This window comes from Pseudomonas abieticivorans (genome assembly GCF_023509015.1).
GTDB lineage: Bacteria > Pseudomonadota > Gammaproteobacteria > Pseudomonadales > Pseudomonadaceae > Aquipseudomonas > Aquipseudomonas abieticivorans.
In genome coordinates, this window is the sequence record NZ_CP094975.1 from 2,945,251 (window position 1) to 2,970,565 (window position 25,315).

Here is a 25,315-nt window from a genome sequence, read left to right on the forward strand (position 1 = left end):
GCCCGTCGCTACCTTGAGATAGCCGTCTTCCATGTTTGGTTCCAACGACGACAAAAAGACCCCAGCTGCGGCTGGCGAAAAGAAAGGCCTGTTCGGATGGCTGCGCAAGAAGCCGCAGGAAACCACCCCCGAACAGCCGCAAAGCCCTGCGCCCGTTGCGCCTGAACTGGCCGTGGAGGTAGCACCGGAGCCGGTGTTGACCGCCGAGCCCGTGGCGCAGGTACCGGTGCCCGAAGCGCCTGTGGGCCTGGTTTTGCCCGGTGCCGGAAGAACCGGTGGCCCTGGTGCTGGAAAGCGAGCCGCAAACGCCGCCGCCGATCCCCGCGCCGCTGGAGCCTGAGCCTGCCACTGTCGCCGAGATCGTGCCGGTGGTGGTGCCTGAGCCGGAACCGGTGATTCTGGCGCCAGAGCCAGAGCCAGAGCCAGAACCAGAACCAGAACCAGAACCAGAACCAGAACCAGAGCCAGAGCCAGTCGCTGTCGCGCCGGTGGTCATTGCCCCGGCGGCACCGGTTGTGCCCGTCGTACCTGCCGCCCCCGTCGCCGAGCCCGAGCCCCAGGTCGCTGTGGCGCGCAGCGAGGAAACCAAGGCCGGTTTCTTCGCCCGGCTCAAGCAGGGCCTGGCCAAGACCAGCGCCAGCCTGGGCGAAGGCATGGCCAGCCTGTTCCTGGGCAAGAAGATCATCGACGATGACCTGCTCGAAGAAATCGAAACCCGCTTGCTGACCGCGGACGTCGGCGTAGAGGCCACGTCGGTGATCGTCCAGAGCCTGACGCAGAAGGTCGCGCGCAAGCAGTTGGCCGATGCCGATGCCCTTTACAAGTCGCTGCAAAACGAGCTGGCGGACATGCTGCGCCCGGTCGAGCAGCCGCTTAAGATCAACTCGCAGAACAAACCATTCGTGATCCTGGTGGTGGGCGTCAATGGCGCCGGCAAGACCACCACCATCGGCAAGCTGGCCAAGAAGTTGCAGCTGGACGGCAAGCGCGTGATGCTGGCCGCCGGTGACACCTTCCGCGCCGCGGCGGTGGAGCAGTTGCAGGTGTGGGGCGAACGCAACAACATCCCGGTGATCGCCCAGCACACCGGTGCCGATTCGGCCTCGGTGATCTTTGACGCCGTGCAAGCCGCCAAGGCCCGTGGCATCGACGTCTTGATCGCCGATACCGCCGGTCGCCTGCACACCAAAGACAATTTGATGGAAGAGCTGAAGAAAGTGCGCCGGGTGATCGGCAAGCTCGACGCCGACGCGCCGCACGAAGTGCTGCTGGTGCTCGACGCCGGCACCGGGCAGAACGCCATCAACCAGGCCAAGCAGTTCAACGCCACGGTCAATCTGACCGGCCTGGCACTGACCAAGCTCGACGGCACCGCCAAGGGTGGGGTGATCTTCGCCCTGGCCAAGCAGTTTGGCCTGCCGATCCGCTACATCGGGGTGGGCGAGGGCATCGATGACTTGCGTACCTTTGAAGCCGAACCCTTTGTCCAGGCATTGTTTGCCGAGCGGGAGCGTACATGATTCGTTTCGAACAGGTCGGTAAGCGCTATCCGAACGGTCACGTCGGCCTGCATGAACTGAGCTTTCGAGTACGTCGAGGCGAATTCCTGTTCGTGACCGGCCACTCCGGTGCCGGCAAAAGTACTTTGCTGCGCCTGCTACTGGCGATGGAGCGGCCAACCACTGGCAAATTGTTGCTGGCCGGGCAGGACCTGGGCCAGATCAGTAACGCGCAGATCCCCTTTCTGCGCCGCCAGATCGGCGTGGTGTTCCAGAACCACCAATTGCTGTTTGATCGCACGGTGTTCAACAATGTCGCCTTGCCATTGCAGATCCTCGGCCTGTCCAAGCCCGAAATCGCCAAGCGGGTGGACTCGGCACTGGAGCGCGTGGCGTTGTCGGACAAGTCCGAACTTTACCCGGGCGACCTCTCCACCGGGCAGCAGCAGCGCGTTGGCATCGCCCGCGCTATCGTTCACCGCCCGGCCTTGCTGCTGGCGGATGAACCGACCGGTAACCTCGACCCAAGGCTGGCAGCAGAAATCATGGGTGTATTCGAAGACATCAACCGCCTGGGCACCAGCGTGCTGATCGCCAGCCACGACCTTGCTTTGATCGCGCGTATGCGCCATCGCATGCTGACCTTGCAGCGCGGCCGGTTGATCGGTGACGGGGAGGCAGGCGAATGAGTGCCACACGCAGCCCAAAAGTAACCGATCGGGTGGCGCCGAAAGCCGCCGAGCCGCCGCCGAAGAAGAAAAAACACGACGACGATGACGGTCCCGACTTCGCCACCTTGTTCCGCGCCTGGCTGGAAAGCCATCGGGCGAGCATGGTCGACAGCTTGCGCCGGTTGGGCAAGCAGCCTATCGGCAGCTTTTTCACCTGCCTGGTAATGGCCGTTGCCCTGAGCCTGCCCATGGGCTTGTCGTTGTTGCTCAAGAACGTCGAGCGCCTGGGCGGTTCCTGGCAGCGCGCGGCACAGATATCGCTGTACCTGGAAATGGACGCAGGCGGCCGTGACGGTGAAGCGCTGGTGACCCAGATCAAAGGGTTGCCGGGTGTTGCCGACGCAGAATTCGTCAGCCGTGACCAAGCGCTCAAGGAGTTCCAGCAACAGTCGGGGCTGGGCGAGGCGCTCAAGGAGTTGCCCGACAACCCCTTGCCGGGCGTTGTCGTGGTGACCCCGCAGGAAGTCGACAAACCGACCTTGGAAGCCCTGCGCCAGCGCCTGTCCGAGTTGCCCAAGGTGCAACAGGCGCAACTGGACCTGGTGTGGGTCGAGCGCCTGGCGGCCATCCTCAAGCTGGGCGACCGCTTTGTCTTTGGCCTGACCGTATTGTTGGTATCGGCCCTGTTGCTGGTGATTGGTAATACCATTCGTCTGCACATCGAGAACCGTCGGACGGAAATCGAGGTCATTAAACTGGTGGGTGGTACCGACGCCTATGTTCGTAGGCCGTTTCTTTACATGGGCGCGCTTTATGGCGTAGGCGCGGGTATTTTTTCATGGGGTATCCTCGCTTTCGGCCTGAATTGGCTGAACGACGCGGTTGTCGGGCTGTCTGGTCTTTACGGCAGTGACTTTGCCCTGGCCGGCGTACCTGCCGCCGATGGTCTGTCGCTCTTGCTAGGAGCGGTATTGTTAGGGTATATCGGTGCTTGGATTGCGGTGGCTCGCCACTTGCGAGAGCTCGCGCCGCGATAGTGTCTTTTTGCTTGTATTGACCTTTTCAGCTTTTTAGGGAACTTTTTGCTCGGTTTCCGGTCAATTTCGCAGTGCTGAACTGCACGAGTTATGTGAGTCGGAGGTTTTTTCGTATGACCACTTCTTTGCAACCTGCTTACGCGTTGGTCCCGGGTGCGAACCTGGAAGCCTACGTGCACACCGTCAACAGCATCCCTTTGCTGACGCCGGAGCAGGAGCGTGAACTGGCCGAGAGTCTCTACTATGAGCAGGATTTGGGGGCGGCTCGGCAGATGGTGCTCGCCCACCTGCGTTTTGTCGTGCATATCGCACGCAGCTATTCCGGCTATGGCCTGGCTCAGGCTGACCTGATCCAGGAAGGTAACGTCGGCCTGATGAAGGCCGTGAAGCGCTTCAACCCAGAAATGGGCGTGCGCCTGGTATCGTTCGCCGTTCACTGGATCAAGGCCGAAATTCACGAGTTCATCCTGCGCAACTGGCGCATCGTGAAGGTCGCGACCACCAAGGCCCAGCGCAAGTTGTTCTTCAACCTGCGCAGCCAGAAGAAGCGCTTGGCGTGGCTGAACAACGAAGAAGTTCATCGCGTGGCCGAAAGCCTGGGCGTTGAGCCTCGTGAAGTGCGCGAGATGGAAAGCCGCCTGACCGGTCACGACATGGCGTTCGACCCGGCAGCAGAAGCCGACGACGATAGCGCGTTCCAGTCGCCGGCCAACTACCTGGAAGACCACCGCTACGACCCGGCGCGTCAGCTGGAGGATGCCGACTGGAGTGATAACTCCAACAGCAACCTGCACGAAGCCCTGGAAGTGCTGGACCCACGCAGCCGTGACATCCTTTACCAGCGCTGGTTGGCCGAGGAAAAAGCCACGCTGCATGACCTGGCGCAGAAGTACAACGTGTCGGCGGAACGCATCCGCCAGCTCGAGAAGAGCGCGATGAACAAGCTCAAGACTTCCATCGCCGCTTGAACAAAAAAGCCCTGGTCAGTGACCAGGGCTTTTTTTATTGCCCGTAGAAGCGGATTTATCCGCGAAAAGACTGCCGCGGTACATCAGGTAGCGCGCAAGGCGCTTGCTTCGCGGATAAATCCGCTCCTACAGGGCAAATGATCATTGCGTCCACGGCGCACTACTGCGCGAATGATTTAGCCCCACCAGGTAATCATCCCCACCCAGCTGGCTCATCTGCTGGCGAATCCACCCCGCACGGCGTGCCACGTAGGTGCTTGGGTGGCTGGCGCTCCATTCCCGCGGGTTAGGCAATACGGCAGCCAACAGGCTGGCCTGCTGGCGTGAAAGTGCGCTGGCACTCACGCCGAAGTGATGGCGGGCCGCTGCTTCGGCGCCGAACACGCCGTCGTCCCATTCCACGCTGTTCACGTACACCTCGAGGATCCGTTGCTTGGGCCACATCACTTCGATCAGTGCGGTGAACCAGGCCTCCAGGGCCTTGCGGAAGTAGCTGCGGCCCGACCACAGGAACAGGTTCTTGGCCACTTGCTGGGTAAGGGTGCTGGCACCACGGATAGAACCGCCGCGCTCGTTGTGGGCAAAGGCAGCCTGCATGGCGCTGAAGTCAAAGCCCCAGTGTTGCGAGAATTTCTGGTCTTCGCCGGCGATCACGGCCACCTTGAGGTCGTCGGAGATTTGGTCCCATGGGCGCCAGCTGCGCTGCAGGTCGATCGGCTGGCCGTCGGCCCAGGATTCGATCTTGCGCTCGACCATCAACATGGTGCCGGGCGGCGGTACCCAGCGAAAAACTAGCACCAACAAGGCGCTGCCAATGGCGAACCAGAGCAGGAACGTGCAGAAGCGTCGAAACAGATAATGCAGCATAGATGGCTTGGCCGAACCGTTTGAGCGGGCCATTATACAGACCCTGTGATTGTGCAGGCCTTAGATGGGAGTATCTGGATGCTGCGAAGTTTTCTGCTGCTGGCGGCCTTTTTCGGTTTCACCGGCGTCGGCTTGGGTGCCTTTGCCGCCCATGGGTTGAAGGATCGCCTCAGCGCGGACTATCTGGCGGTGTTCCATACCGGGGTGAATTACCAGTTGATCCATACCCTGGCGCTGCTGGCGGTTGCGATTCTGGCGACGCAGATCCCCGGCCGATTGATTACCTGGGCGGGCATCCTGTTTTGCGTGGGTATCCTGCTGTTTTCTGGCAGCCTGTACCTGCTGACCCTGACTGGCGTAAGCAAGCTGGGCATCGTCACGCCGTTCGGCGGCCTGGCGTTCCTGGCCGGTTGGGTGTGCCTGGGCCTGGCGGCGTGGCGTTTGACCTGACCCATGGGTCCAGGTTGAGACGAATGGCTTTGGTCATCGCATCTGATCGGGCTAGAATGCGGGCCCCTTTAAAAATGATGGCTGCTGCCCGCATGCACATTCAGTTGAACGGTGAACCCTTTGAATTGCCCGACGGCGAAACCGTCGCGGCCTTGTTGGCCCGCATGGACCTGACCGGGCGTCGAGTGGCGGTCGAGCTCAACCTGGATATCGTGCCGCGCAGCCAGCACGCCGACACCGCACTGCGCGAAGGCGACCAGGTCGAGGTGGTGCAGGCCATCGGCGGCGGTTAGTCAGCCGCTGCCAGGCCCTGCATAATCAACCTGCCACACCCTCAACTTCGAGAGGAATGACGATGAGCAATGTTCGTAGCGACAAGCCCTTCACGCTGGCCGGTCGTACTTTCCAGTCGCGCCTGCTGGTCGGCACCGGCAAGTACCGTGACCTGGAAGAGACCCGCCTGGCCATCGAAGCCTCGGGCGCCGAGATCGTCACCGTGGCGGTGCGCCGCACCAACATCGGCCAGAACCCGGGTGAGCCGAACCTGCTGGACGTGCTGCCGCCTGACCGCTACACCATCTTGCCGAACACCGCGGGCTGCTACGACGCGGTCGAAGCCGTGCGTACCTGTCGCCTGGCCCGTGAACTGCTGGACGGTCATAACCTGGTGAAGCTGGAAGTGCTGGCCGACCAGAAAACCCTGTTCCCCAACGTGATCGAAACCATCAAGGCCGCCGAAGTACTGGTCAAGGACGGTTTCGACGTGATGGTGTACACCAGCGATGACCCGATCATTGCCCGCCAGTTGGCCGAAATCGGCTGCATTGCGGTCATGCCGCTGGCTGGCCTGATCGGCACGGGCCTGGGCATTTGCAACCCGTACAATCTGCAAATCATCCTGGAAGAGGCCAAGGTGCCTGTCCTGGTGGATGCCGGCGTAGGTACGGCATCCGACGCGACCATCGCGATGGAGCTGGGTTGTGAAGCGGTGTTGATGAACTCGGCCATTGCCCATGCACAGCACCCGGTGATGATGGCCGAAGCCATGAAGCACGCCATCGTTGCCGGTCGCCTGGCTTACCTCGCCGGCCGCATGCCGAAAAAACTCTATGCCAGCGCATCCTCGCCGCTGGATGGTCTGATCAAGTAAGAGCCACCATGACTGAACCGCAAGATACGCCGATGCCTGAACCCACCGAACAGGCCGACGAGCGCCAGCACCGCGCCATCAAGAGCTTCGTGATGCGCGCTGGGCGGATGACCGAAGGCCAGCAACGTGGCCTGGACCAGGGCAAGCCGTTGTTCGTGCTGCCGCTGGCCGACAGCCCAGTCGATTTCGACCAGGTGTTCGGCCGCTCGGCGCCGCGCACCCTGGAAATCGGCTTTGGCATGGGCCATTCGCTGCTGGAAATGGCCGCTGCGGCACCCGAGCAGGACTTCATCGGCGTTGAAGTGCACCGGCCAGGCGTCGGCGCGCTGCTCAATGGCGTGTTGACCCAGGGCCTGAAAAACCTGCGCGTGTACGACTGCGACGCCATCGAAGTGCTAAAGCGCTGCGTGGCTGACAACAGCCTGGACCGCTTGATGCTGTTTTTCCCCGACCCATGGCACAAGAGCCGGCACCACAAGCGCCGTATCGTGCAGCCGGAATTCGCGGCACTGGTGCTGAGCAAGTTGAAGGTGGGCGGCGTGTTGCACATGGCGACCGATTGGGAACCTTACGCCGAGTACATGCTGGAAGTGATGAACGTGGCCCCAGGCTACCGCAACCAAGCTGAAGACGGCCGTTGCGTGCCACGCCCGGCCGAGCGGCCGATCACCAAGTTCGAGCGCCGTGGCGAGCGCCTGGGCCATGGTGTGTGGGACTTGAAGTTCGAAAAAATCTGAGCCCCTACGCTGTAGGAGCGGATTTATCCGCGAAAAGTGCATCGCGAAATACCTGATACACCGCAGCGTGCTTTTCGCGGATAAATCCGCTCCTACAGGAGGTATGTTTACTTGCGATCGGCGACCACGCCGATCAGCACCAGCACTACCAACAACACCGGCGCCAGGCTGTAGTTGTTGAACTGGCTCAAGCCGCGCACCACCCAAGGTGTCGCGTAGATCAAGGCGGCGCCGCTGCCGATGGTGCACAACAAGGCCAGCACCGGAATGCGCAAGGCACCGCTCAGGCTACCCATGCGCGATTCGATGGCGCCCTTGAGGTCGGCACCAAACAACACCAGCAGGCAGCCGATCAGGGCCAGGGCGATTTCCGAGAGGTTGCTGCGGCTCCAGCGCGAGATCTCCGCCAGAAAATTAAGTACCACGTCCATTCACAATCCTTAGATCAGAAAATACTGCAGCAGGTCATTGAGAAACAGCTGGCCCTGGGGCGTGGCCACCAGGCGTGTCGGTTCGACCTGCAAAAGGCCTTTTTGTTCGGCTTGCCGGCGCGCCTGCGCCAGGCTTTCCAGAGGCAGGCCGGTGCGCTGGTTGTACAGCGCGGCATCCACACCGTCGGTCAGGCGCAGGGCGTTCATCAGGAACTCGAAGGGTAGCTCGTCCAGCGGCAAGAGTTTCTCGCCGGCCTGGTAGGCTTTTGCCGGGTTCAGGTAATCCTTGGGCAGGCGCGTCTTCCACGTGCGCACGATGCGCCCGTCCGGGTGGCTGAGCTTGCCGTGCGCGCCGGCGCCGATGCCGATGAAGTCGCCAAAGCTCCAGTAGTTCAGGTTGTGCCGCGCCGCGCGCCCCGGTTGGGCGTAGGCCGACACTTCGTATTGCGCGTAGCCGTGCTCGGCGAGCAGCGCCTGGCCGGCTTCCTGGATATCCCACAGGGTGTCGTCTTCCGGCAGCGCGGGCGGCTGGTTCCAGAACACCGTGTTCGGCTCCAGGGTCAGTTGGTACCAGGACAGGTGCGTGGGCTTGAGCGCGATGGCCTGGCGCAGGTCGCCCAGGGCATCGTCCAGCGACTGGTCTGGCAGGCCGTGCATCAGGTCCATGTTGAAGTTGTCGAAGCCGGCCTGGCGCGCCATGTCGGCGGCGCGGATCGCTTCGTCACCGTTATGGATGCGGCCCAGGGCCTGGAGCTTGGCCTGCTGGAAACTCTGGATGCCGATCGACAGGCGATTGATGCCCAGCTTGCGGTAGGCGACGAACTTTTCCTGCTCGAATGTCCCGGGGTTGGCTTCCAGGGTGATTTCGATGTCGGCGGCAAACGGGATGCGTTGCTCAACGCCTTCCAGCAGCCGCCCCAAGGCTTTGGCGCTGAACAGGCTGGGCGTGCCCCCACCGAAGAAAATCGAGCTCAGCGGGCGCCCGTGGGCCGCTGGCAGGTCGTTGTCCAGATCCTCTAGCAGCGCGTCGACGTACTCCTCTTCCGGGAGCGTGGGCGTTGCCTCATGGGAGTTGAAGTCGCAGTACGGGCATTTGCGCACGCACCAGGGAATGTGAATGTACAGCGACAACGGCGGCAGCTCGGGCAGCGGTGCGCGGGGTTCGACCGTCGACAGCCCGGCCTCGCCTACAAACAGGCGGGTAGCGGTCATGCCAGGCCCAGGCGTTGACGCAGCAACACCATGGCGCGGGCGCGGTGGCTCAGTTGGTTCTTTTCCAGCGGGCTCAGCTCGGCGCTGGAGCAGTCGCGCTCGGGCACCCAGAACAGCGGGTCGTAGCCGAAGCCGTGCTCGCCGCTGGCGGCAGTGAGAATGCGCCCGTGCCACAAACCTTCGCAAAGGATCGGCAACGGGTCGTCGGCGTGGCGCACCAAGGCCAGCACGCAAACGAACTGGGCACCGCGTTCTTCGGCGGGCACGTCTTTGAGCGCGTCGAGCAGCTTGGCGTTGTTCGCCGCGTCGCCCTGGCCATCGGCATAGCGCGCCGAATAGATGCCCGGCGCGCCGCCCAGGTAATCCACCGCCAGGCCCGAGTCGTCGGCCAACGCTGGCAGGCCGGATAGGCGCGCGGCGTTACGGGCCTTGAGGATGGCGTTCTCGACGAACGAAAGGCCGGTTTCTTCCGGCTCCACGGTGCTGAACTCACCCACCGAGCGCAGTTGTACCGAACCGCCAAGCATGGCCTGCAGTTCCTTGAGTTTGCCGGCGTTGTGGCTGGCCAGCACGAGTTGCTTGAAATTCATTATTCGCCCGGGAAAAGTGCTTGGTTGAAGTTGAGCGTGTTGATTTTATCGCCTATCGCGACGTTCACGTCGAAGGTGTAGGTGCCTGGCCGATCAATGGTGAACTGGGCCAGGTAAGTAACGGCCCCCTGCTCGGTCTTCTGCTGGATCGTCAGGTTGTCCTTGCGCCCGTCCTCGTTGGTGACCGTGCCGCTGACGTTGGCCATGGCCAGCTTGCCATCCTTGAACACGGCGATGTTCAGCACACCCAGGTTCTTGCTGCGGGTCAGCCCTGCCGCCGTGGTCATTTCCGGGCTCAGGAAGCTTGAGGTGATCGCGTTGTAGTACACGGTCACGCCATCGCTGAAGGTTTCCTGGCGTTCGGGCTTGGCAGCCTCCGCAGCCAGGGCCGGCACGGCCAACAGCAGGGCACACACAAGGGCAGTCAGGCGGCGCATGTTCGTTCTCCTTGGCAGGGATTAAACGGCGATCCTGTGCTCCTGCAAGCCTGGGCTGCTGACGCGGTAGATGCCGATCTCACCCAACAGGTTAGGCCATAGCTTGCTGGCCAGCCCGTGCCGGTGCTGGTGGTCCACCGCCAGGCGGTTCAGCACCTGGGCGCGGCGCTCGCGGCACAAGGCCTCGAAGTCTTCGAAAGTGCAGAAGTGGATATTCGGCGTGTTGTACCAGGTGTACGGCAAAAAGTCCGACACCGGCATGCGGCCCTTGGTGGCCAGGTACCAGCGGCAACGCCAGTGGCCGAAATTGGGGAAGGTGATGATGCACTGGCGGCCCACCCGCAGCATTTCGTCGAGGATGCGGTCCGGGTATTCCACGGCCTGCAGGGCCTGCGTCATCACCACGATGTCGAAACTGTTGCTGGCAAAGTTGCCCAGGCCTTTGTCCAGGTCCTGTTCGATGACGTTGACGCCCTTGCGCACGCACTCGGTGATGTTGTCGGCGTCGATCTCCAGGCCATAGCCGCTGACTTGCTTGTTGTCGCGCAGCCAAGCCAACAGTTCGCCATCGCCGCAGCCGAGGTCGAGCACGCGGCTGCCGGCGGGAATCCAGTCCTGGATGATTTCAAGATCGGCTCTCATGGCGTCCTCAGGTCGAAATTCGGTTCATGTAGCTGCTGAAGGCCTGCAAGTAGCGCGGGATCGGGATCAAGAAGGCGTCGTGGCCTTGCGGAGCATCGATCTCCAGGTAGCAGACGTTCTTCTTGGCAGCCATCAACGCATCCACCAGCTCGCGGGAGCGGGCGGGCGAGAAGCGCCAGTCGGTGGTGAAGGACATCACGCAGAAATCGGCCTTGGCGCTGGACAGGGTCAGCGCCAAGTCGTCGTTGTGAGCGCCGGCCGGGTCGAAGTAATCCAAGGCTTTGGTCATCAACAGGTAGGTATTGGCGTCGAAACGCCCGGAAAACTCTTCGCCCTGGTAACGCAGGTAGCTTTCGACCTGGAACTCGACGCTGTGGAAGTCGTAGTTCAGTTTTTCACTTTTGAGGCCCCGGCCGAATTTCTCGCCCATGGAGTCATCGGACAGGTAGGTAATGTGCCCCACCATGCGCGCGAGCATCAGCCCGCGCTTGGGGATTACCCCGGCCTCCTGGAACGAGCCGCCGTGGAACTCGGGGTCGGTCAGGATGGCCTGGCGTGCCACTTCGTTGAAGGCGATGTTTTGCGCCGACAGCTTGGGCGCCGAGGCGATGGCCAGGCAATGCCGCACGCGCTCGGGGTAGGTGATGGTCCACTGCAAGGCCTGCATGCCGCCCAGGCTGCCGCCGACGACAGCGGCCCATTGGCTGATGCCCAGCAGGTCGGCCAGGCGCGCCTGGCTGTGCACCCAGTCTTCCACGGTGAGTACCGGGAATTCGGCGCCAAACGGTTTGCCGGTGTCGGGGTTGATGCTGCTGGGGCCGGTGGAGCCGTTGCAGCCACCCAGGTTGTTCAGGCTGACCACGAAGAAACGATCGGTGTCGATCGGTTTGCCCGGGCCGATGCAACTGTCCCACCAGCCGGGCTTGCGATCATCAGCGCTGTGGTAGCCCGCCGCATGATGGTGCCCCGACAGCGCGTGACAGATCAGCACGGCATTGCTCGCGCTGGCGTTCAGCGTGCCATAGGTTTCGTAGATCAGGTCGTAGGCACCCAGCGAACGCCCGCAGGCCAAGGCCAGGGGTTCGTTGAAGTGGGCGGTTTGCGGTGTGACTAAACCAACGGAATCGTTTGGGAAGACAGTGGGCATCGACCCTGCTCTCGCATAAATGAGGCGTAAGTCTAAAGACCGCTGCCCCCAGCGGCAAGCGACTCCGCTTGCGCCGGGGTTTATGCGAGAAAGATCAGATCAGGCGCCACAGTTCCTGAGGCATGCCGGCATAGGCGGCCAGCGGTGGCATTACATAGGACTGGATCACCTGGATGGCCAGGAAGGCAAAGATCGGCGAGATGTCCATGCCGCCAAGGTTAGGCACGATCTTGCGGAACGGCGCCAGCACCGGCTCGCTGATCTGGTAGGCCAGTTCGGCCGCTGGGTTGTGGCTGCCCGGGGCAACCCAGGACACGATCACCATCACGATCATCGCCAGCCAGAAGATTTTCAGGAACAGTGACGTTACGCCGATGATTGCCCAAATCATCAGGTGCGGCAGGTCGCCGATGGTGCCGTAGGTCATCATCAGCACGAACGCCATCAGCAGCGCCTGGATGACGATGGCCAGCAGTAGCGAGGAGGTGTCCAGGCCGGCGATGCTGGGAATGATCCGGCGGACCGGCTTGAGCAGTGGCTGGGTGGCGCGCACCGCGAATTGGCTGAGCGGGTTGTAAAAGTTGGCCTTGACCAGTTGCAGCACGAAGCGCAGCAGCATGATGGCAAGGTAGAAGCTGACCAGGGTTTGCACCACGAATACCGTGGCGCCAGAAAGTGCATTCATGCAGAGCTCCTTATTTGCCCAGTTGTTCGGCCATTTCGGCCGAGCGATGTGCTGCGGCGCCCAGCGCTTTTTCCACCAGGGCTTCGAAACCGTTGGCCTGGAACGACTTGATCGCAGCTTCCGTGGTCCCGGCCGGCGAGGTGACGCGGCGGCGCAGTTCGGCCGCATCGACGTCACTGGAGACGGCCATGTGCGCTGCGCCCAAGGCGGTTTGCAGGGTCAGTTTGGCGGCGGTTTCACGCGGCAGGCCGAGTTTTTCGCCGGCAGCGGTCATGGCTTCGATCAGCAGGAAGAAGTACGCCGGGCCGCTGCCGGAGACCGCAGTGACGGCGTCCAGTTGCTGCTCTTGCTCAAGCCAGGCCACGATGCCCACGGCCGATAGCAGTTGTTCGGCCTGTTGGCGTTGTTCAGCAGACACCTGCGCGGTGGCGTACAGGCCACTGACGCCTTGGCGCAGCAGTGCCGGGGTGTTGGGCATGCAACGCACGATCGGCAGCGGGCCCAGCCAGGTGTTCATGCTGGCGCAAGTGATGCCGGCGGCGATGGACACCACCAGTTGCTCGGCCTTCAAGTGCGGGCGCAGGGCTTCGCACACGGCTTTCATGGCCTGTGGCTTGACGGCCAGCACCACCACGTCGGCACCGGCCACGGCGTCGGCGTTGTCGGCAAACAGTTCGATGCCGTGCTCGGCAGCCACCTTGGCGCGCTGCTCGGCACCTGGGTCACTGGCGCACAGCTGGCTGGCGGCCAGGCCTTGTGCACGCAAGCCGCCGATCAGGCTGGCGGCCATGTTTCCTGCGCCGATAAAGGCAATACGCGTGTTGCTCATGACGGGTCCTTTTGAAAAGTGATAATCAGGCTTGGCCGTAGTCGCGGGCACCGAACAGCGCGGTGCCGATCCGCACCCAGGTCGCGCCTTGGGCAATGGCAGACTCCAGGTCGTGGCTCATGCCCATGGAAAGCGTGTCCAGCGGCAGGTTCAGGCTGTCTTGCAAGGTTTTTACGCTAGCAAAGGCCGCGTCTTGTGCCGCGCGGTCCTCGGTCGGTTCGGGTATGGCCATCAAGCCACGCAGCTTCAGGTGGGGCAGGGCGGCAATGGCTTGGGCCAGGGCCGGCAGGTCGGCGGGCGTGCAGCCGGACTTGCTGGCTTCGCCGCTGACATTGACTTGAATGCAGATGTTCAGCGGCGCCAGGTTGGCCGGGCGTTGCTCGGACAGGCGTTGTGCAATTTTAAGACGGTCCACCGAATGCACCCAATCGAAGTTCTCGGCGATGGCGCGAGTCTTGTTCGATTGAATGGGGCCGATGAAATGCCAACTCAAGGGCAAGTCCTGCAATTGCGCCTGTTTTTCCAGGGCTTCTTGCAGGTAATTCTCGCCAAACTCACGAATGCCGGCGGCATGGGCCTCGCGCACGGCCTCGGCGGGCTTGGTCTTGCTCACGGCCAGCAGGCCGATCGAGGCGGCATCACGCTGCGCGGCCTGGGCTGCATCGTGAATTCGGGCGCTTACCCGGAAAACGTTGTCTGCTATCGTGGACATTAATTTGCGCCAGCGGGTCTTGGGTCTGCGGCATTCTACCTGCTTGTCTGTATTTGGGGAGTCTCATGGACATTACCGAGCTGTTGGCTTTCAGTGCGAAGCAGGGGGCTTCGGACTTGCACCTGTCGGCCGGCCTGCCGCCGATGATTCGGGTGGACGGCGATGTGCGGCGGATCAACCTGCCGCCACTGGACCACAAACAGGTCCACGAGCTGATCTACGACATCATGAACGACAAGCAGCGCAAGGATTTCGAGGAGTTCCTGGAAACCGACTTCTCCTTCGAAGTGCCGGGTGTCGCGCGGTTTCGGGTCAACGCGTTCAACCAGAACCGTGGCGCTGGTGCAGTATTCCGTACCATCCCCTCCAAGGTGCTGACCATGGAAGACTTGGGGATGGGAGAAGTGTTTCGCAAGATTACCGACGTGCCTCGCGGCCTGGTGCTGGTCACCGGCCCCACCGGCTCCGGCAAGTCGACCACCCTGGCGGCGATGATCGATTACCTGAACAACAACAAACACCATCACATCCTCACCATCGAAGACCCGATCGAGTTCGTGCACGAGTCCAAAAAGTGCCTGGTCAACCAGCGCGAGGTGCATCGCGACACCCTGGGTTTTTCCGAGGCGCTGCGCTCGGCCTTGCGTGAAGACCCGGACATCATCCTGGTGGGCGAGATGCGCGACCTGGAAACCATCCGCCTGGCGCTCACCGCCGCCGAAACCGGCCACTTGGTATTTGGCACGCTGCACACCACGTCGGCCGCCAAGACCATCGACCGGGTGGTGGACGTGTTCCCCGCCGAAGAGAAGTCCATGGTCCGCTCGATGCTTTCCGAGTCGCTGCATGCCGTGATCTCGCAAACCCTGATGAAAAAAATTGGTGGTGGCCGCGTGGCGGCCCACGAAATCATGATCGGCACCCCGGCCATCCGTAACCTGATCCGCGAAGACAAGGTGGCGCAGATGTATTCGGCCATCCAGACCGGCGGTGCATTGGGCATGCAGACCCTGGACATGTGCCTCAAGGACTTGGTGAACAAGGGCGTGATCGGCCGTGACGCGGCTCGCGAAAAGGCCAAGACGCCCGACAACTTCTGACGCAACCCCGCGTGGGCATCTACGCTGAAGCAAACGTATCAGCGCAGATGTGTAGGTGCCCATGGAGTTTCACAAACTGCTACGTCTGATGGTCGACAAAGGCGGCTCCGACCTGTTTATCACCCCAGGTCTGCCGCCCTCGCTCAAAGTGCATGGCAAGATCCTGCCGGTGACCAAGCAGTCGCTCAGTGCCGAACAGGCCCGCGATGCGGTGTTGGGCCTGATGACCGAGGTGCAGCGGCTGGAGTTCGCCCAGCAGCACGAGAGCAACTTCGCCATCCATGCCCGTGACATCGGCCGGTTTCGGGTCAGCGCGTTCTACCAGCGCAACCAGCCGGCCATGGTGCTACGACGCATCGAGAGCCATATCCCCAGCTTTGAAGAGCTTAAATTGCCCGAGGGGCTCAAGGCCCTGGCGATGATCAAGCGCGGGCTGGTGCTGTTCGTGGGGGCCACGGGCACTGGCAAGTCCTCGTCGCTGGCGGCGATGATCGATTACCGCAGCAAGAACAGCACCGGGCACATCATCACCATCGAAGACCCCATCGAGTACCTTCACGAGCATCAGGGCTGCATCGTCACCCAGCGCGAGGTGGGCATCGACACCGAGAGTTTCGAGGTGGCGTTACGCAACACCCTGCGCCAGGCACCGGATGTGATCATGATCGGCGAGGTGCGCAGCCGCGAGACCATGGGCCAGGCGCTGACCTTCGCCGAGACTGGCCACCTGTGCCTGGCCACCTTGCACGCCTCCAACGCCGACCAGGCATTGGAGCGGGTGATCCATTTCTTCCCGGTGGACCGCCACCCGCAGGTGTGGATGGAACTGTCGCTGAACCTGCGTGCCATCGTCGCCCAGCAGTTGATTCCCACCAGTGATGGCAGCGGCCGGCGTGCGGTGGTGGAAGTGCTGATCAATACCCCGCTGGTGGCCGACATTATCCGCAAGGGCCAGATCCCCGGGGTAAAGCCGGTGATGAAGCGCTCCAGCGGGCAGGGCATGCGTACCCTGGACCAGGCGTTGTATGAGTTGTATCAGGAGCAAGCCATAAGCTATGAAGACGCCTTGTCCTATGCCGATTCGGCAAATGACTTGCGGTTGATGATCAAGCTGGGCAAGGGGGCGGTGCAGGGCGAGGAGCTGAACATGACGCCGGAGGACCCGGCGCCACCTTCGCGCTGATCAGCGTTGGCTGAGGCGCAGGGTCTGGTCCTTTGGAAGGACCCGCTTGGCGACCACGTAGTGGCTCTGCCAGTACGGTTTGTTCAGGGTGTCGATGGTGACCGACTTGCCCCGACGCGGTGCGTGGATGAAGCGATCGTTGCCCAGGTAAATGGCCACGTGGTTGACGCGGCGGCTCTTGATGTTGAAGAACAGCAGGTCGCCCGGCTTCAGGTCTTTCTGCTCGACCTTCTGGCCGTGGCCAGCGGCCATGGCGTTGGAAGTACGCGGCAGGTCGGCGGCTTTTACGTCGCTGAACGCATATTTCACCAAACCGCTGCAGTCAAAGCCTTTACTTGGGCTGCTGCCGCCCCAACGATAAGGGGTACCGAGCACGTTGACGGCACGGCTGAGCACATCACTGCTCTGTTTGGCCGACATCTGCGCGACGGTGGCGGTGGTCAGGACTTCTTTGTGGCCACGGGTGGAGTGTTTGTTCGAGGCTACGCGGGTGCTTAGGTGACTGTGTTTTTGACTAGTGACGACTGGCGTTGCGTGCTCGGTTTCACCGGTTTTTGCTGTGTGGCCGGTGAAGCCAGCGGGAAGTCTTTGCTCACGATTGGTGGCGTGGGCGGCCAGTGGCAATAAAAGGCAAATGGTCAGCCATGTCTTGAAAAATGGTCGCATTAGGCAAGGCTCTTGTGGGTAAGCGCGCAACTTTATAACAGCTTTTTGATCAAAATTCGTCCCGTTGGTCGTCACGAAGGTGAGCGAAAATTGATCAAGTTCCCTGAAATTTGCCGCCTTTCGTCGTAAAAGTCAGACGCCATAAGGGTTTGCCGGGAGCAGAGGTGCTACGACCATACGTCGGGACGACACATGAAAGTCACATTTATGCTTAGAAAATTTATCTATGAGAGGGCGAGACAACGTCAATGAACAGTTATCAGCAAGACGCCAATTTCCAGGATACCCATAGCAAGGTGCTGGGGTATTTGTTGTGGATTTTCGGTTTTACCGGTGCGCACCGTTTCTATTACGGCAAGCCGGTCACGGGCACGATCTGGTTTTTCACCTTTGGCCTGTTGGGCATCGGCTGGCTGATCGACCTGTTCCTGATTCCGGCCATGGACCGCGAGGCAGACATGCGTTTTCACGCCGGGCCCACGGACTACAACGTGGCTTGGGTGCTGTTGACCTTCCTCGGGGTATTCGGGGTGCACCGCATGTACCAGGGTAAATGGATCAGCGGGATCATTTATTTGTTAACGGGGGGGCTGTGCTTTATCGGGGTGTTATATGACTTCTGGACGATAAATGACCAGATCTCGTTGAAAAACTCGATGCGGCGCTGAAGCATTGGGTGGAGCCTCGCCCATCCTGTAGGAGCGGATTGATCCGCGAAAAGGTCACCGCGGTGTGTCAGGCAAATTGCGTCGGCTGCTCGCGGTTGAAGCCGCGCCTACGGGCATGCGATACCTGTAGGCGCGAAGGCTGCGCTGCTATTTAAGCGTTGCTGTAGCTGATATGCCCATCCACCAAGGTATACCGCACCACCCCTGGCAATACATGCCCAAGGAACGGGCAGTTCTCGCCCTTGGACAGCCAATGCTCGCCAGCCACTGTGGACACGCTTGGGTCAAACAGCACCACGTCTGCCGCAGCGCCTACTTTTAATGCCCCGGCGGGCAAGCGCAAGGCTGCCGCAGGGCCGGTGCTCAGGCGTGCCAGCAAGGTTGGCAGGTCCAGCAGGCCGTCCTCCACCAAGGTCATCGCCAATGGCAGCAATAGCTCGACGCTGCTGATGCCAGGCTCCGTCGCGCCAAACGGCGCCAACTTGGCGTCGCGCTCGTGGGGCTGGTGATGGCTGGAGATGGCTTGCACCACACCCGACTTCACCGCTTCACGCAGCGCGTCGCGGTCGGCGCGGGTGCGTAGCGGCGGTTGCACGTGGTAAAGGCTGGAGAAGTCGATCAGCGCCTCGTCGGTCAGGATCAACTGGTACAGGGCCACGTCGGCCGTGACCGGCAGGCCGCGGGCCTGGGCTTCGGCGATTAGTTTGACGCCGCGGGCGCTGGTCAGTTGGCTGAAGTGCGCACGCACGCCGCTTTGTTCCACCAGCAGCAGGTCACGGGCCAGCGCCACGGTTTCAGCGGTTTCCGGAATGCCCGGCAGGCCGAGGAAGCTGGCGGTCGGGCCTTCGTGGGCCAGGCCGCCCAGGGCCAGGTCACGGTCCTGGGAGTGGAAGATCACCGTCAGGTCGAACGTGGCGGCATATTCCAGCGCACGGCACAGGGTGCGGTTGTTCGGGAAGCTCTTCAGGCCGTTGCCAAAGGCAATGCAGCCGGCGTCGCGCAGCGCCACCAATTCAGCCAGTTGCTCGCCTTCCAGGCCCTTGCTCAGGGCACCGATCGGGTAGACCTTGCTGTGCCCGGCTTCACGGGCGCGGTCCAGGATCAGTTCGGCCACGGCCGAAGTGTCGAGGATCGGCTTGGTTTGCGGTGGGCAGCACAGGCTGGTAACGCCACCGGCGGCGGCGGCACGGGTTTCGCTGGCGATGGTGCCCTTGCGGCTGTAGCCCGGCTCGCGCAGGGCCACGCTAAGGTCGACCAGGCCGGGAGCTGCGACCAGGCCGTCGGCTTGCACGGTCTGGGTGGCGTTGAAGCCGGTTGGCGCAGCGCCGATGGCGATGATCTTGCCTTCGCTGATGTGCAGGTCGCCAATGGCGTCCAGGCCGCTGGCCGGGTCGATCACGCGGGCGCCTAGGATACTTAGGCTCACTGGGCGTTCTCCTGCTCGAATTGACGTTGGGCGTTCTGCCCGCTCATGGCCATGGACAGCACCGCCATACGCACGGCGATACCGTAGGTGACCTGGTTGAGAATGACCGAATGGGGACCGTCGGCCACCGCCGACTCGATTTCCACGCCACGGTTGATAGGGCCTGGGTGCATGACGATGGCATCCGGCTTGGCCCCGGCAAGGCGCGCGGTGGTCAGGCCGAACAGGCGGTAGAACTCGCCTTCGCTGGGCAGCAGGCCACCGGCCATGCGCTCACGCTGCAGGCGCAGCATGATCACCACGTCGACGTCTTTCAGGCCTTGGGCCAGGTCGGTGTAGACCTTCACGCCGTACTGCTCGATGCCGACTGGCAGCAAGGTTTTCGGGCCGATCACGCGGATGTCCGGGCAACCCAGAGCCTTGAGCGCGATCATGTTCGAGCGAGCCACCCGTGAATGCAGGATATCGCCGACGATCGCCACCGAAAGGTTCTCGAAGCCGCCCTTGTGCCGGCGGATGGTCAGCATGTCGAGCATGCCTTGGGTGGGGTGCGCATGGCGCCCGTCGCCACCATTGATGATCGCCACTTGTGGGCAAACGTGCTCGGCGATGAAGTGGGCAGCCCCCGAGTCGCCGTGGCGCACCACGAACATGTCGGCGGCCATGGCTTCCAGGTTGCGCAGGGTGTCGAACAGGGTTTCGCCCTTGCTGGTCGAGGAGGTCGACACGTTCAAGGTGATCACGTCTGCCGACAGCCGTTGGGCGGCCAGTTCGAAGGTGGTGCGGGTGCGCGTGGAGTTTTCGAAGAACACGTTGCACACGGTCTTGCCGCGCAGCAACGGGACTTTTTTCACCGCCCGGGCACCGACTTCCAGAAACGAATCGGCGGTGTCGAGGATTTCGGTGAGCAGCTCGCGGGGCAAACCGTCGAGCGAGAGAAAGTGGCGCAGCTGGCCCTGGTCATTGAGCTGCAGCGGGCGCTTGGCGTCGATTGGCGTCATCGCGGGGGACTCTTAAAGGGCGGAAGCGGAGGGCAGATCCTGGCGCTCGAGAGCGAGCGGCGTGGGGCCGGTCAATTTTACCCGTTCATGGGCTGCCAGTGACAGGGTGGCACCGACCACGTTCGGCCGGATCGGCAATTCGCCGGCGTCCAGGTCCAGCAGGTTGACCAGGGTCACGCTGGCAGGGCGGCCGTAATCGAACAGCTCGTTGAGGGCAGCGCGAATGGTGCGGCCGCTCATCAGTACGTCATCGATCAGCACCAGGTGCTGGCCTTCGATTTCGAATGGCAGCTCCGAGGGGCGCACTTGCGGGTGCAGGCCGTTCTGGCTGAAGTCGTCACGGTAGAACGACACGTCCAGTGTGCCCAGCGGGGCGTCGCTGCCCAGTGCCTCCAGCAGCGCCTGAGCGACCCATACGCCACCGGTGCGAATGCCGATGTAACGCGGTTCGGTGATTGCGCGCCGGGCCAGGTGCGCCTTGAGATCGACGGCCATCTGCCGGATCAGGTCGGCGGGGTTTGGAAGGCTCATGCTTGCTCCTTTGAGGGCCGCCGGCGAATTGCGCCGGGGCTTGATACGGGTATCAGGAATCGAACTGCCCGGCGTTTTCTTCCAGCCAGCTTTGCAGCAGCAGCGCTGCGGCGATCGCGTCCACGGGATTGTCGCGGTAGCTGCCCTTCTGGCCGCCACGGGCCATGCGCTGGCCTTTGGCTTCGAAGGTGGTCAGGCGTTCGTCGTGGGTGTGTACCGGCAGGTTGAAGCGGCCGTTGATGCGCCGGGCGAATTTCTCCGCGCGCTCGCACATCTCGCTGGGGGTGCCGTCCATATTCAGGGGCAGGCCAACGACGATGGCATCGGGCTTCCACTCCTTGATCAGGGCCTCGACCTGGTTCCAGTCCGGCACGCCGTTCTGCGCCTTCAGGGTGCACAGCTCGCGGGCCTGACCGGTGATTACCTGGCCAACGGCCACGCCGATCTGTTTGGTGCCGTAGTCGAAACCCAGCAGTAACCGAATCGCGGCCATCAGGCGTGCCCTGCCTGGCTGGTCAGCAGGCTGAGGTTGATCCCCAGGCGTGCCGCCGCAGCGCTCAAGCGTTGCTCGCTGCCCATGGCAAACAGGATATCGGCATCGAATGGGCAGGTCAGCCAGGCGTTGTCGGCCAGCTCCGCTTCCAGTTGGCCGGCTTCCCACCCTGCATAGCCGAGGGTGATCAGGTTCTGTTTGGGGCCTACGCCGTCGGCGATGGCAAACAGCACGTCCTGGGAGGTGGACAGCGAGATGCCGCCCAAGTCGACCGTGGCCTGGAACGTCGGGCCACTGGGATGCAGCACGAAGCCGCGGTCGGTTTGCACCGGGCCACCCCCGTAGATCGGCACGCCCTGGCAACTGGCCGGTGGCTCGATGTCGGGGCGCAACTGTTCGAGGATGTCGGCCAGGGTCAGGTCCTGCGGCCGGTTGACCACCAGGCCCATGGCACCATTGGCCGTATGCTCGACGATGTAGGTCAAGGTCTGGGCAAAGTTCGGGTCCGCCATGTGCGGCATGGCGATCAGGAATTGATGCTTGAGGTAGCTCGGGCTGACGTTCTTCATAAGTACTAGTGTGGCGTCGAGTCGAGGGCCTGACAAGTTAACGATGCGCCTGTTTTGTAGCGCTTCAATTACTGGAAAGACGATCACCCTTGTCGAAGCGCCAGGTACGAATGATTTCCAGGCGGTCGACGTCGGAAAGGTCCCCGGTAAAGGGGGCGAACGGCGCTGCCAGGCGGACGATGCGCTGGGCGGCCTGGTCCAGTACCGGTTGCCCGGAGGACTGCAATACCAGCACCTCATACAACGAACCATCGCTGTTGATCGACACCATCAGGCGCAGGCTGCCGTGTATCTGTTGGCTGCGGGCCTCTTCGGGGTAATTGAGGTTGCCGATGCGCTCGACTTTCTTGCGCCAGTCGTCCTTGTACCAGGCGCCCTTGTCGCGCATGGTCGAGGCCGCGCTCAGGCGATGGATACGCGGGCGCTTGGCATACAGCTGCTGTTCTTTGGCAAGCTCGGCTTCCAGGCTTGAGATCTCGCTGGACAACTGCGAGCTGTCGAAATCCGGCGTGGCGGTCTTGGGCTTGTCCTGTTGCTTGACCGGTTCACGGCGCGCCTCGGTTTTCTGTGCCTTGGGCGCGGTGGTGGCCACGGCTTTCTTGACCGGCACCGGCTCGGGCTGCACCTGGGGTTTTACCGCAGGCGGCGGGGTGACCTTGTTGATCTTGTTGTCCTGGAAGGGCGCCACTTCAGTGGTTTTGGGCACGGCCTTCTTGTCCAGGGTGCCGCTGCCCAATTGGTTGTCTTGGGCCAGGTAATCGGCCTGCTTAGGCGCCGTGTCGCTTTTGAAGGTCGACAGGGTGATTTCCAGGGTGCGGCGGATTTCCTCGGGCTTGTGCGTGCTGAAGCCCACGCCGATCAGCAGCGCCAGGTGCAGCAAGGCAGCCACGAACAGGGTAAACCCCAGGCGGTCGGCGGGGCGAACGCGGGAGAGGGAAAACTCTGCGGGGAGGTCGGCAGGGGCAGTCATTTTATATCCAGCAGCCATGCGGCACGGGGGAAAACCGGCAGCACACGCCCAACAACTAAAAAAGGGCGTGCATCATAACCCACTGCGCAGGTTTTCCCTCGCTTGTTACTCAGCGTGCCTTGAGCTTGCGATCAATGGCATCCATCAGTTGCACGCCGATCCGGGTGCCGAAGGCATTGTCGATTTCACGGATGCAGGTGGGGCTGGTCACGTTGATTTCAGTGAGGCTTTCACCGATCACGTCGAGGCCGACGAACAGCAGGCCCTTCTCGCGCAGGGTTGGGCCCACCTGTTCGGCGATCCAGCGGTCCTTTTCAGTCAGCGGGCGGGCTTCACCGGTGCCGCCTGCGGCCAGGTTGCCGCGGGTCTCACCGGCTGCCGGAATACGCGCCAGGCAGTAAGGCACCGGTTCGCCGTCGATCATCAGGATGCGCTTGTCACCGTCCTTGATGGCCGGCAGGTAGGCCTGGCCCATGATCTGCTGGGTGCCGTGGGCGGTCAGGGTTTCCAGGATCACCGACAGGTTGGGGTCGCCCGGGCGGTGACGGAAGATCGACGCACCGCCCATGCCGTCCAGCGGCTTGAGGATGACATCGCCGTGCTTGGCGGCAAATTCACGCAGGATATCGGCGCGGCGGCTGACCACGGTCGGCGGCGTGCACTGCGGGAACAGCGTGGCAAACAGTTTTTCGTTGCAGTCGCGCAGGCTTTGCGGGCGGTTGACCACCAGCACGCCGTCGCGTTCGGCCTGTTCGAGCAGGTAGGTCGAGTACACGAATTCCATGTCGAACGGCGGATCCTTGCGCATCAGGATCACGTCCAGGTCGGCCAGCGGGGCGTCGAATTCGGACTCGAACTCGAACCATTTCTCCGGGTTGGCGAACACCTTCAGTGGGCGCATGCGCGCGCGGGCCTGGCCCTCACCCTGGTACAGGTCCTGAATTTCCATGTGGAACAGGGTCCAGCCGCGCTCCTGGGCAGCCAGCAACATGGCCAGCGAGCTGTCCTTTTTATAGGAGATGCTCGCAATAGGGTCCATGACAATTCCGAGGCGAACGCTCATGGGTAAATCCTCTCGTCGGCAAATGCCTGAATGGCGCATTAAAAGTGGCGTCAGGGTGGCGCTGCGCAGGCTTTCGGTCAAGGGAAACCGCTCGGCGGCGGGCTTTATGGAATGCACCTCGCGAGTGTGCTAAAAAGGTCGGATAGCGCTTTGTATCGTGATATTGCGCCCAGCCAGCCACCGCCGACGAGCCCCCATGGAACAGCGTCCCGCCGCCCTTAAAGTCATGGTCATCGACGACTCCAAGACGATTCGCCGTACCGCGCAGATGCTGCTGGAGAACGTCGGCTGCGAAGTCATCACCGCGATCGACGGTTTCGATGCACTGGCCAAGATCGTCGACAACCATCCGCGTATCATCTTCGTCGACATCATGATGCCGCGCCTGGATGGCTATCAGACCTGCGCGTTGATCAAGAACAACCAAGCTTTCAAGGCCACGCCGGTGATTATGCTGTCGTCCAAGGACGGCCTGTTCGACAAGGCCAAGGGGCGTATCGTCGGCTCTGATCAGTTTTTGACCAAGCCTTTCAGCAAGGAAGAGCTGCTCAATGCGATCAAGGCCTACGTGCCTGGCTTCGCAGCGGTGGAACAAATAGCACCCTGACGCCTGGCGTCTTTATTTTGTGGGGAACAGCATGGCCCGAATTCTGATCGTCGACGACTCGCCGACCGAAATGTACAAACTGACCGGGATGCTCGAAAAGCACGGTCACGAGGTGCTCAAGGCCGAAAACGGCGCCGACGGCGTGGCCCTGGCCCGCCAGGAAAAGCCCGACGCGGTGCTGATGGATATCGTAATGCCTGGCCTCAACGGCTTCCAGGCCACGCGCCAGTTGAACAAGGACCCTGACACCAACCATATCAAGGTGATCATCATCACCACCAAGGATCAGGAAACCGACAAGGTTTGGGGTACGCGTCAAGGCGCCAAGGACTATCTGACCAAGCCTGTGGACGAAGAAACCCTGATCAAGACCCTGAACGCCGTGCTGGCCGGCTGAGCACGGCGATCATGGGCCAGGCATTCACCGCCTTCGAGATGCTGCTGGACATCGACCAGCGCTGCCGGCAGCTGGCCAATGAACTGCCGTCCCAGGAAGCCCGGCTGCAAACCTGGAGCGGCATCGGCTTTGGCCTGGCCGGCCAATGGTACGTAGCGCCCATGGGCGAAGTGGCCGAGGTATTGCACGAGCCGCACCTGACCCGCATGCCGGGCGTCAAGGCGTGGGTGCTGGGCGTGGCCAACCTGCGTGGGCGGCTGTTGCCGGTGATGGACCTGTGCGGGTTGTTTGGCCAGGAACCCAGCTCGCTGCGCAAGCAGCGCCGGGTGCTGGTGGTCGACCATGGCGACCTGTTCGTCGGCCTGCTGGTGGATGAAGTGCTCGGTTTGCAGCACTTTGCGCTGCACAGCCTCGACCTGTCGCCGCCGGCCTACTTGCAAGAAGGCACGGCGCCGTATATCCAGGGGCATTTTCATCGCGAACAGGATTGGCGCGTGTTCAGTCCATTGGCCTTGGTGCAGGCACCGGGGTTTATCAATGTGGCGCTGTAGGCCACGTTTTTTTCCGGCAGCACGCT

At 62.2% G+C, this 25,315-nt stretch carries 31 protein-coding genes and 1 pseudogene; 14 read left to right on the plus strand and 18 right to left on the minus strand.

Features of this window, described 5'->3' with window-relative positions; all coding sequences use genetic code 11:
- The first annotated feature begins 31 nt into the window (after positions 1 to 31).
- The 4 genes and pseudogenes from ftsY (at position 32) to rpoH (ending at position 4,175) form a co-directional block, all read left to right on the plus strand.
- Positions 32 to 1,520 (plus strand): annotated as a pseudogene (gene ftsY / locus L9B60_RS13340) (signal recognition particle-docking protein FtsY).
- Positions 1,517 to 2,188, plus strand: coding sequence for a cell division ATP-binding protein FtsE (gene ftsE / locus L9B60_RS13345; RefSeq protein ID WP_249679275.1), 672 nt, complete (start codon positions 1,517 to 1,519; stop codon positions 2,186 to 2,188). Before ftsY ends, ftsE begins: the two are co-directional and overlap by 4 nt.
- The gene (gene ftsX, locus L9B60_RS13350) at positions 2,185 to 3,207 is read left to right on the plus strand and encodes a permease-like cell division protein FtsX (RefSeq protein WP_249679276.1); all 1,023 of its coding nucleotides are present in this window, start codon (positions 2,185 to 2,187) and stop codon (positions 3,205 to 3,207) included. The genes ftsE and ftsX overlap by 4 nt, the downstream gene beginning before the upstream one ends.
- A 113-nt stretch (positions 3,208 to 3,320) precedes the next feature.
- On the plus strand, positions 3,321 to 4,175 hold the full coding sequence (rpoH, locus tag L9B60_RS13355) for an RNA polymerase sigma factor RpoH (protein WP_249679277.1): 855 nt from the start codon (positions 3,321 to 3,323) through the stop codon (positions 4,173 to 4,175).
- Positions 4,176 to 4,316: 141 nt separating this feature from the next.
- Here rpoH and mtgA read toward each other — a convergent pair whose 3' ends face one another.
- Positions 4,317 to 5,042: a monofunctional biosynthetic peptidoglycan transglycosylase gene (gene mtgA / locus L9B60_RS13360; RefSeq protein WP_249679736.1), complete on the minus strand. Its 726-nt coding sequence runs from the start codon at positions 5,040 to 5,042 to the stop codon at positions 4,317 to 4,319.
- 78 nt (positions 5,043 to 5,120) lie between these two features.
- Here mtgA and L9B60_RS13365 point away from each other — a divergent pair, with 78 nt between their 5' ends.
- From L9B60_RS13365 to trmB, 4 genes are all read left to right on the plus strand, one after another.
- Complete coding sequence (locus L9B60_RS13365; protein ID WP_249679278.1) at positions 5,121 to 5,492, plus strand: DUF423 domain-containing protein; 372 nt, start codon at positions 5,121 to 5,123, stop codon at positions 5,490 to 5,492.
- Positions 5,493 to 5,584: 92 nt separating this feature from the next.
- Complete coding sequence (thiS, locus tag L9B60_RS13370) at positions 5,585 to 5,785, plus strand: sulfur carrier protein ThiS (protein ID WP_249679279.1); 201 nt, start codon at positions 5,585 to 5,587, stop codon at positions 5,783 to 5,785.
- A 62-nt stretch (positions 5,786 to 5,847) separates the two neighbouring features.
- Entirely contained in the window at positions 5,848 to 6,642 is a 795-nt protein-coding gene (locus L9B60_RS13375) for a thiazole synthase (protein WP_249679280.1), read from the plus strand.
- 32 nt (positions 6,643 to 6,674) lie between these two features.
- Positions 6,675 to 7,379 (plus strand): tRNA (guanosine(46)-N7)-methyltransferase TrmB, encoded by a 705-nt coding sequence (gene trmB, locus L9B60_RS13380; protein ID WP_249679737.1) that lies wholly within the window; start codon positions 6,675 to 6,677, stop codon positions 7,377 to 7,379.
- Positions 7,380 to 7,486: 107 nt separating this feature from the next.
- Here the strand turns inward: trmB and L9B60_RS13385 are convergent, their stop codons facing one another.
- The 9 genes from L9B60_RS13385 to L9B60_RS13425 all read right to left on the minus strand — a co-directional run bounded on the left by L9B60_RS13385 (position 7,487) and on the right by L9B60_RS13425 (position 14,064).
- Positions 7,487 to 7,810, minus strand: coding sequence for a DUF3392 family protein (locus L9B60_RS13385; protein ID WP_249679281.1), 324 nt, complete (start codon positions 7,808 to 7,810; stop codon positions 7,487 to 7,489).
- Positions 7,811 to 7,819: 9 nt separating this feature from the next.
- Entirely contained in the window at positions 7,820 to 9,022 is a 1,203-nt protein-coding gene (hemW, locus tag L9B60_RS13390; RefSeq protein ID WP_249679282.1) for a radical SAM family heme chaperone HemW, read from the minus strand.
- Complete coding sequence (gene rdgB, locus L9B60_RS13395) at positions 9,019 to 9,612, minus strand: RdgB/HAM1 family non-canonical purine NTP pyrophosphatase (RefSeq protein ID WP_438866108.1); 594 nt, start codon at positions 9,610 to 9,612, stop codon at positions 9,019 to 9,021. The genes hemW and rdgB overlap by 4 nt, the downstream gene beginning before the upstream one ends.
- Positions 9,612 to 10,049: a DUF4426 domain-containing protein gene (locus L9B60_RS13400; protein ID WP_249679283.1), complete on the minus strand. Its 438-nt coding sequence runs from the start codon at positions 10,047 to 10,049 to the stop codon at positions 9,612 to 9,614. Before L9B60_RS13400 ends, rdgB begins: the two co-directional genes overlap by 1 nt.
- 21 nt (positions 10,050 to 10,070) lie before the next feature.
- A complete protein-coding gene (gene metW / locus L9B60_RS13405; RefSeq protein WP_249679284.1) occupies positions 10,071 to 10,691 on the minus strand; it encodes a methionine biosynthesis protein MetW in 621 nt (206 codons plus the stop codon).
- Between the two features lie 7 nt (positions 10,692 to 10,698).
- A complete protein-coding gene (gene metX / locus L9B60_RS13410) occupies positions 10,699 to 11,838 on the minus strand; it encodes a homoserine O-succinyltransferase MetX (RefSeq protein WP_249679285.1) in 1,140 nt (379 codons plus the stop codon).
- Positions 11,839 to 11,932: 94 nt separating this feature from the next.
- Positions 11,933 to 12,523, minus strand: coding sequence for a YggT family protein (locus L9B60_RS13415; RefSeq protein ID WP_249679286.1), 591 nt, complete (start codon positions 12,521 to 12,523; stop codon positions 11,933 to 11,935).
- Positions 12,524 to 12,533: 10 nt separating this feature from the next.
- Positions 12,534 to 13,352, minus strand: coding sequence for a pyrroline-5-carboxylate reductase (gene proC, locus L9B60_RS13420; protein ID WP_249679287.1), 819 nt, complete (start codon positions 13,350 to 13,352; stop codon positions 12,534 to 12,536).
- Positions 13,353 to 13,377: 25 nt separating this feature from the next.
- A complete protein-coding gene (locus tag L9B60_RS13425; RefSeq protein ID WP_249679288.1) occupies positions 13,378 to 14,064 on the minus strand; it encodes a YggS family pyridoxal phosphate-dependent enzyme in 687 nt (228 codons plus the stop codon).
- 65 nt (positions 14,065 to 14,129) lie between these two features.
- Between L9B60_RS13425 and L9B60_RS13430 the strand changes: the two genes are divergently transcribed.
- Complete coding sequence (locus L9B60_RS13430) at positions 14,130 to 15,164, plus strand: type IV pilus twitching motility protein PilT (protein ID WP_249679289.1); 1,035 nt, start codon at positions 14,130 to 14,132, stop codon at positions 15,162 to 15,164.
- A gap of 61 nt (positions 15,165 to 15,225) precedes the next feature.
- On the plus strand, positions 15,226 to 16,347 hold the full coding sequence (locus L9B60_RS13435) for a PilT/PilU family type 4a pilus ATPase (RefSeq protein ID WP_249679290.1): 1,122 nt from the start codon (positions 15,226 to 15,228) through the stop codon (positions 16,345 to 16,347).
- Here L9B60_RS13435 and L9B60_RS13440 read toward each other — a convergent pair whose 3' ends face one another.
- Positions 16,348 to 17,013, minus strand: coding sequence for a C40 family peptidase (locus L9B60_RS13440; protein ID WP_249679291.1), 666 nt, complete (start codon positions 17,011 to 17,013; stop codon positions 16,348 to 16,350).
- 248 nt (positions 17,014 to 17,261) lie between these two features.
- On the opposite strand from L9B60_RS13440, the gene L9B60_RS13445 reads away from it, so the two are divergent.
- Complete coding sequence (locus L9B60_RS13445) at positions 17,262 to 17,681, plus strand: NINE protein (protein WP_249679292.1); 420 nt, start codon at positions 17,262 to 17,264, stop codon at positions 17,679 to 17,681.
- Positions 17,682 to 17,832: 151 nt separating this feature from the next.
- Here L9B60_RS13445 and L9B60_RS13450 read toward each other — a convergent pair whose 3' ends face one another.
- From L9B60_RS13450 to gshB, 7 genes are all read right to left on the minus strand, one after another.
- The gene (locus tag L9B60_RS13450; protein WP_249679293.1) at positions 17,833 to 19,107 is read right to left on the minus strand and encodes a dihydroorotase; all 1,275 of its coding nucleotides are present in this window, start codon (positions 19,105 to 19,107) and stop codon (positions 17,833 to 17,835) included.
- Positions 19,104 to 20,108 carry an aspartate carbamoyltransferase catalytic subunit gene (locus L9B60_RS13455; protein ID WP_249679294.1) on the minus strand — a complete coding sequence of 335 codons (1,005 nt, stop codon included), beginning with the start codon at positions 20,106 to 20,108 and terminating at the stop codon, positions 19,104 to 19,106. The genes L9B60_RS13450 and L9B60_RS13455 overlap by 4 nt, the downstream gene beginning before the upstream one ends.
- A 12-nt stretch (positions 20,109 to 20,120) precedes the next feature.
- Positions 20,121 to 20,639, minus strand: a complete 519-nt coding sequence (gene pyrR, locus L9B60_RS13460; protein WP_249679295.1) for a bifunctional pyr operon transcriptional regulator/uracil phosphoribosyltransferase PyrR — start codon at positions 20,637 to 20,639, stop codon at positions 20,121 to 20,123.
- 52 nt (positions 20,640 to 20,691) lie between these two features.
- Entirely contained in the window at positions 20,692 to 21,132 is a 441-nt protein-coding gene (gene ruvX / locus L9B60_RS13465) for a Holliday junction resolvase RuvX (protein ID WP_249679296.1), read from the minus strand.
- Positions 21,132 to 21,701 (minus strand): YqgE/AlgH family protein, encoded by a 570-nt coding sequence (locus L9B60_RS13470; protein WP_249679297.1) that lies wholly within the window; start codon positions 21,699 to 21,701, stop codon positions 21,132 to 21,134. The genes ruvX and L9B60_RS13470 overlap by 1 nt, the downstream gene beginning before the upstream one ends.
- Before the next feature lie 64 nt (positions 21,702 to 21,765).
- Positions 21,766 to 22,671, minus strand: a complete 906-nt coding sequence (locus L9B60_RS13475) for an energy transducer TonB (RefSeq protein WP_249679298.1) — start codon at positions 22,669 to 22,671, stop codon at positions 21,766 to 21,768.
- 109 nt (positions 22,672 to 22,780) lie between these two features.
- Entirely contained in the window at positions 22,781 to 23,734 is a 954-nt protein-coding gene (gene gshB, locus L9B60_RS13480; RefSeq protein ID WP_249679299.1) for a glutathione synthase, read from the minus strand.
- Between the two features lie 196 nt (positions 23,735 to 23,930).
- On the opposite strand from gshB, the gene pilG reads away from it, so the two are divergent.
- Genes pilG through L9B60_RS13495 form a run of 3 tightly spaced genes read left to right on the plus strand, consistent with a single transcriptional unit; the run spans position 23,931 to position 25,289 of the window.
- On the plus strand, positions 23,931 to 24,341 hold the full coding sequence (pilG, locus tag L9B60_RS13485; protein WP_249679300.1) for a twitching motility response regulator PilG: 411 nt from the start codon (positions 23,931 to 23,933) through the stop codon (positions 24,339 to 24,341).
- Between the two features lie 31 nt (positions 24,342 to 24,372).
- Complete coding sequence (pilH, locus tag L9B60_RS13490) at positions 24,373 to 24,738, plus strand: twitching motility response regulator PilH (protein ID WP_249679301.1); 366 nt, start codon at positions 24,373 to 24,375, stop codon at positions 24,736 to 24,738.
- An 11-nt stretch (positions 24,739 to 24,749) separates the two neighbouring features.
- Positions 24,750 to 25,289 carry a chemotaxis protein CheW gene (locus tag L9B60_RS13495; protein WP_249679302.1) on the plus strand — a complete coding sequence of 180 codons (540 nt, stop codon included), beginning with the start codon at positions 24,750 to 24,752 and terminating at the stop codon, positions 25,287 to 25,289.
- Positions 25,290 to 25,315: the final 26 nt, after the last annotated feature.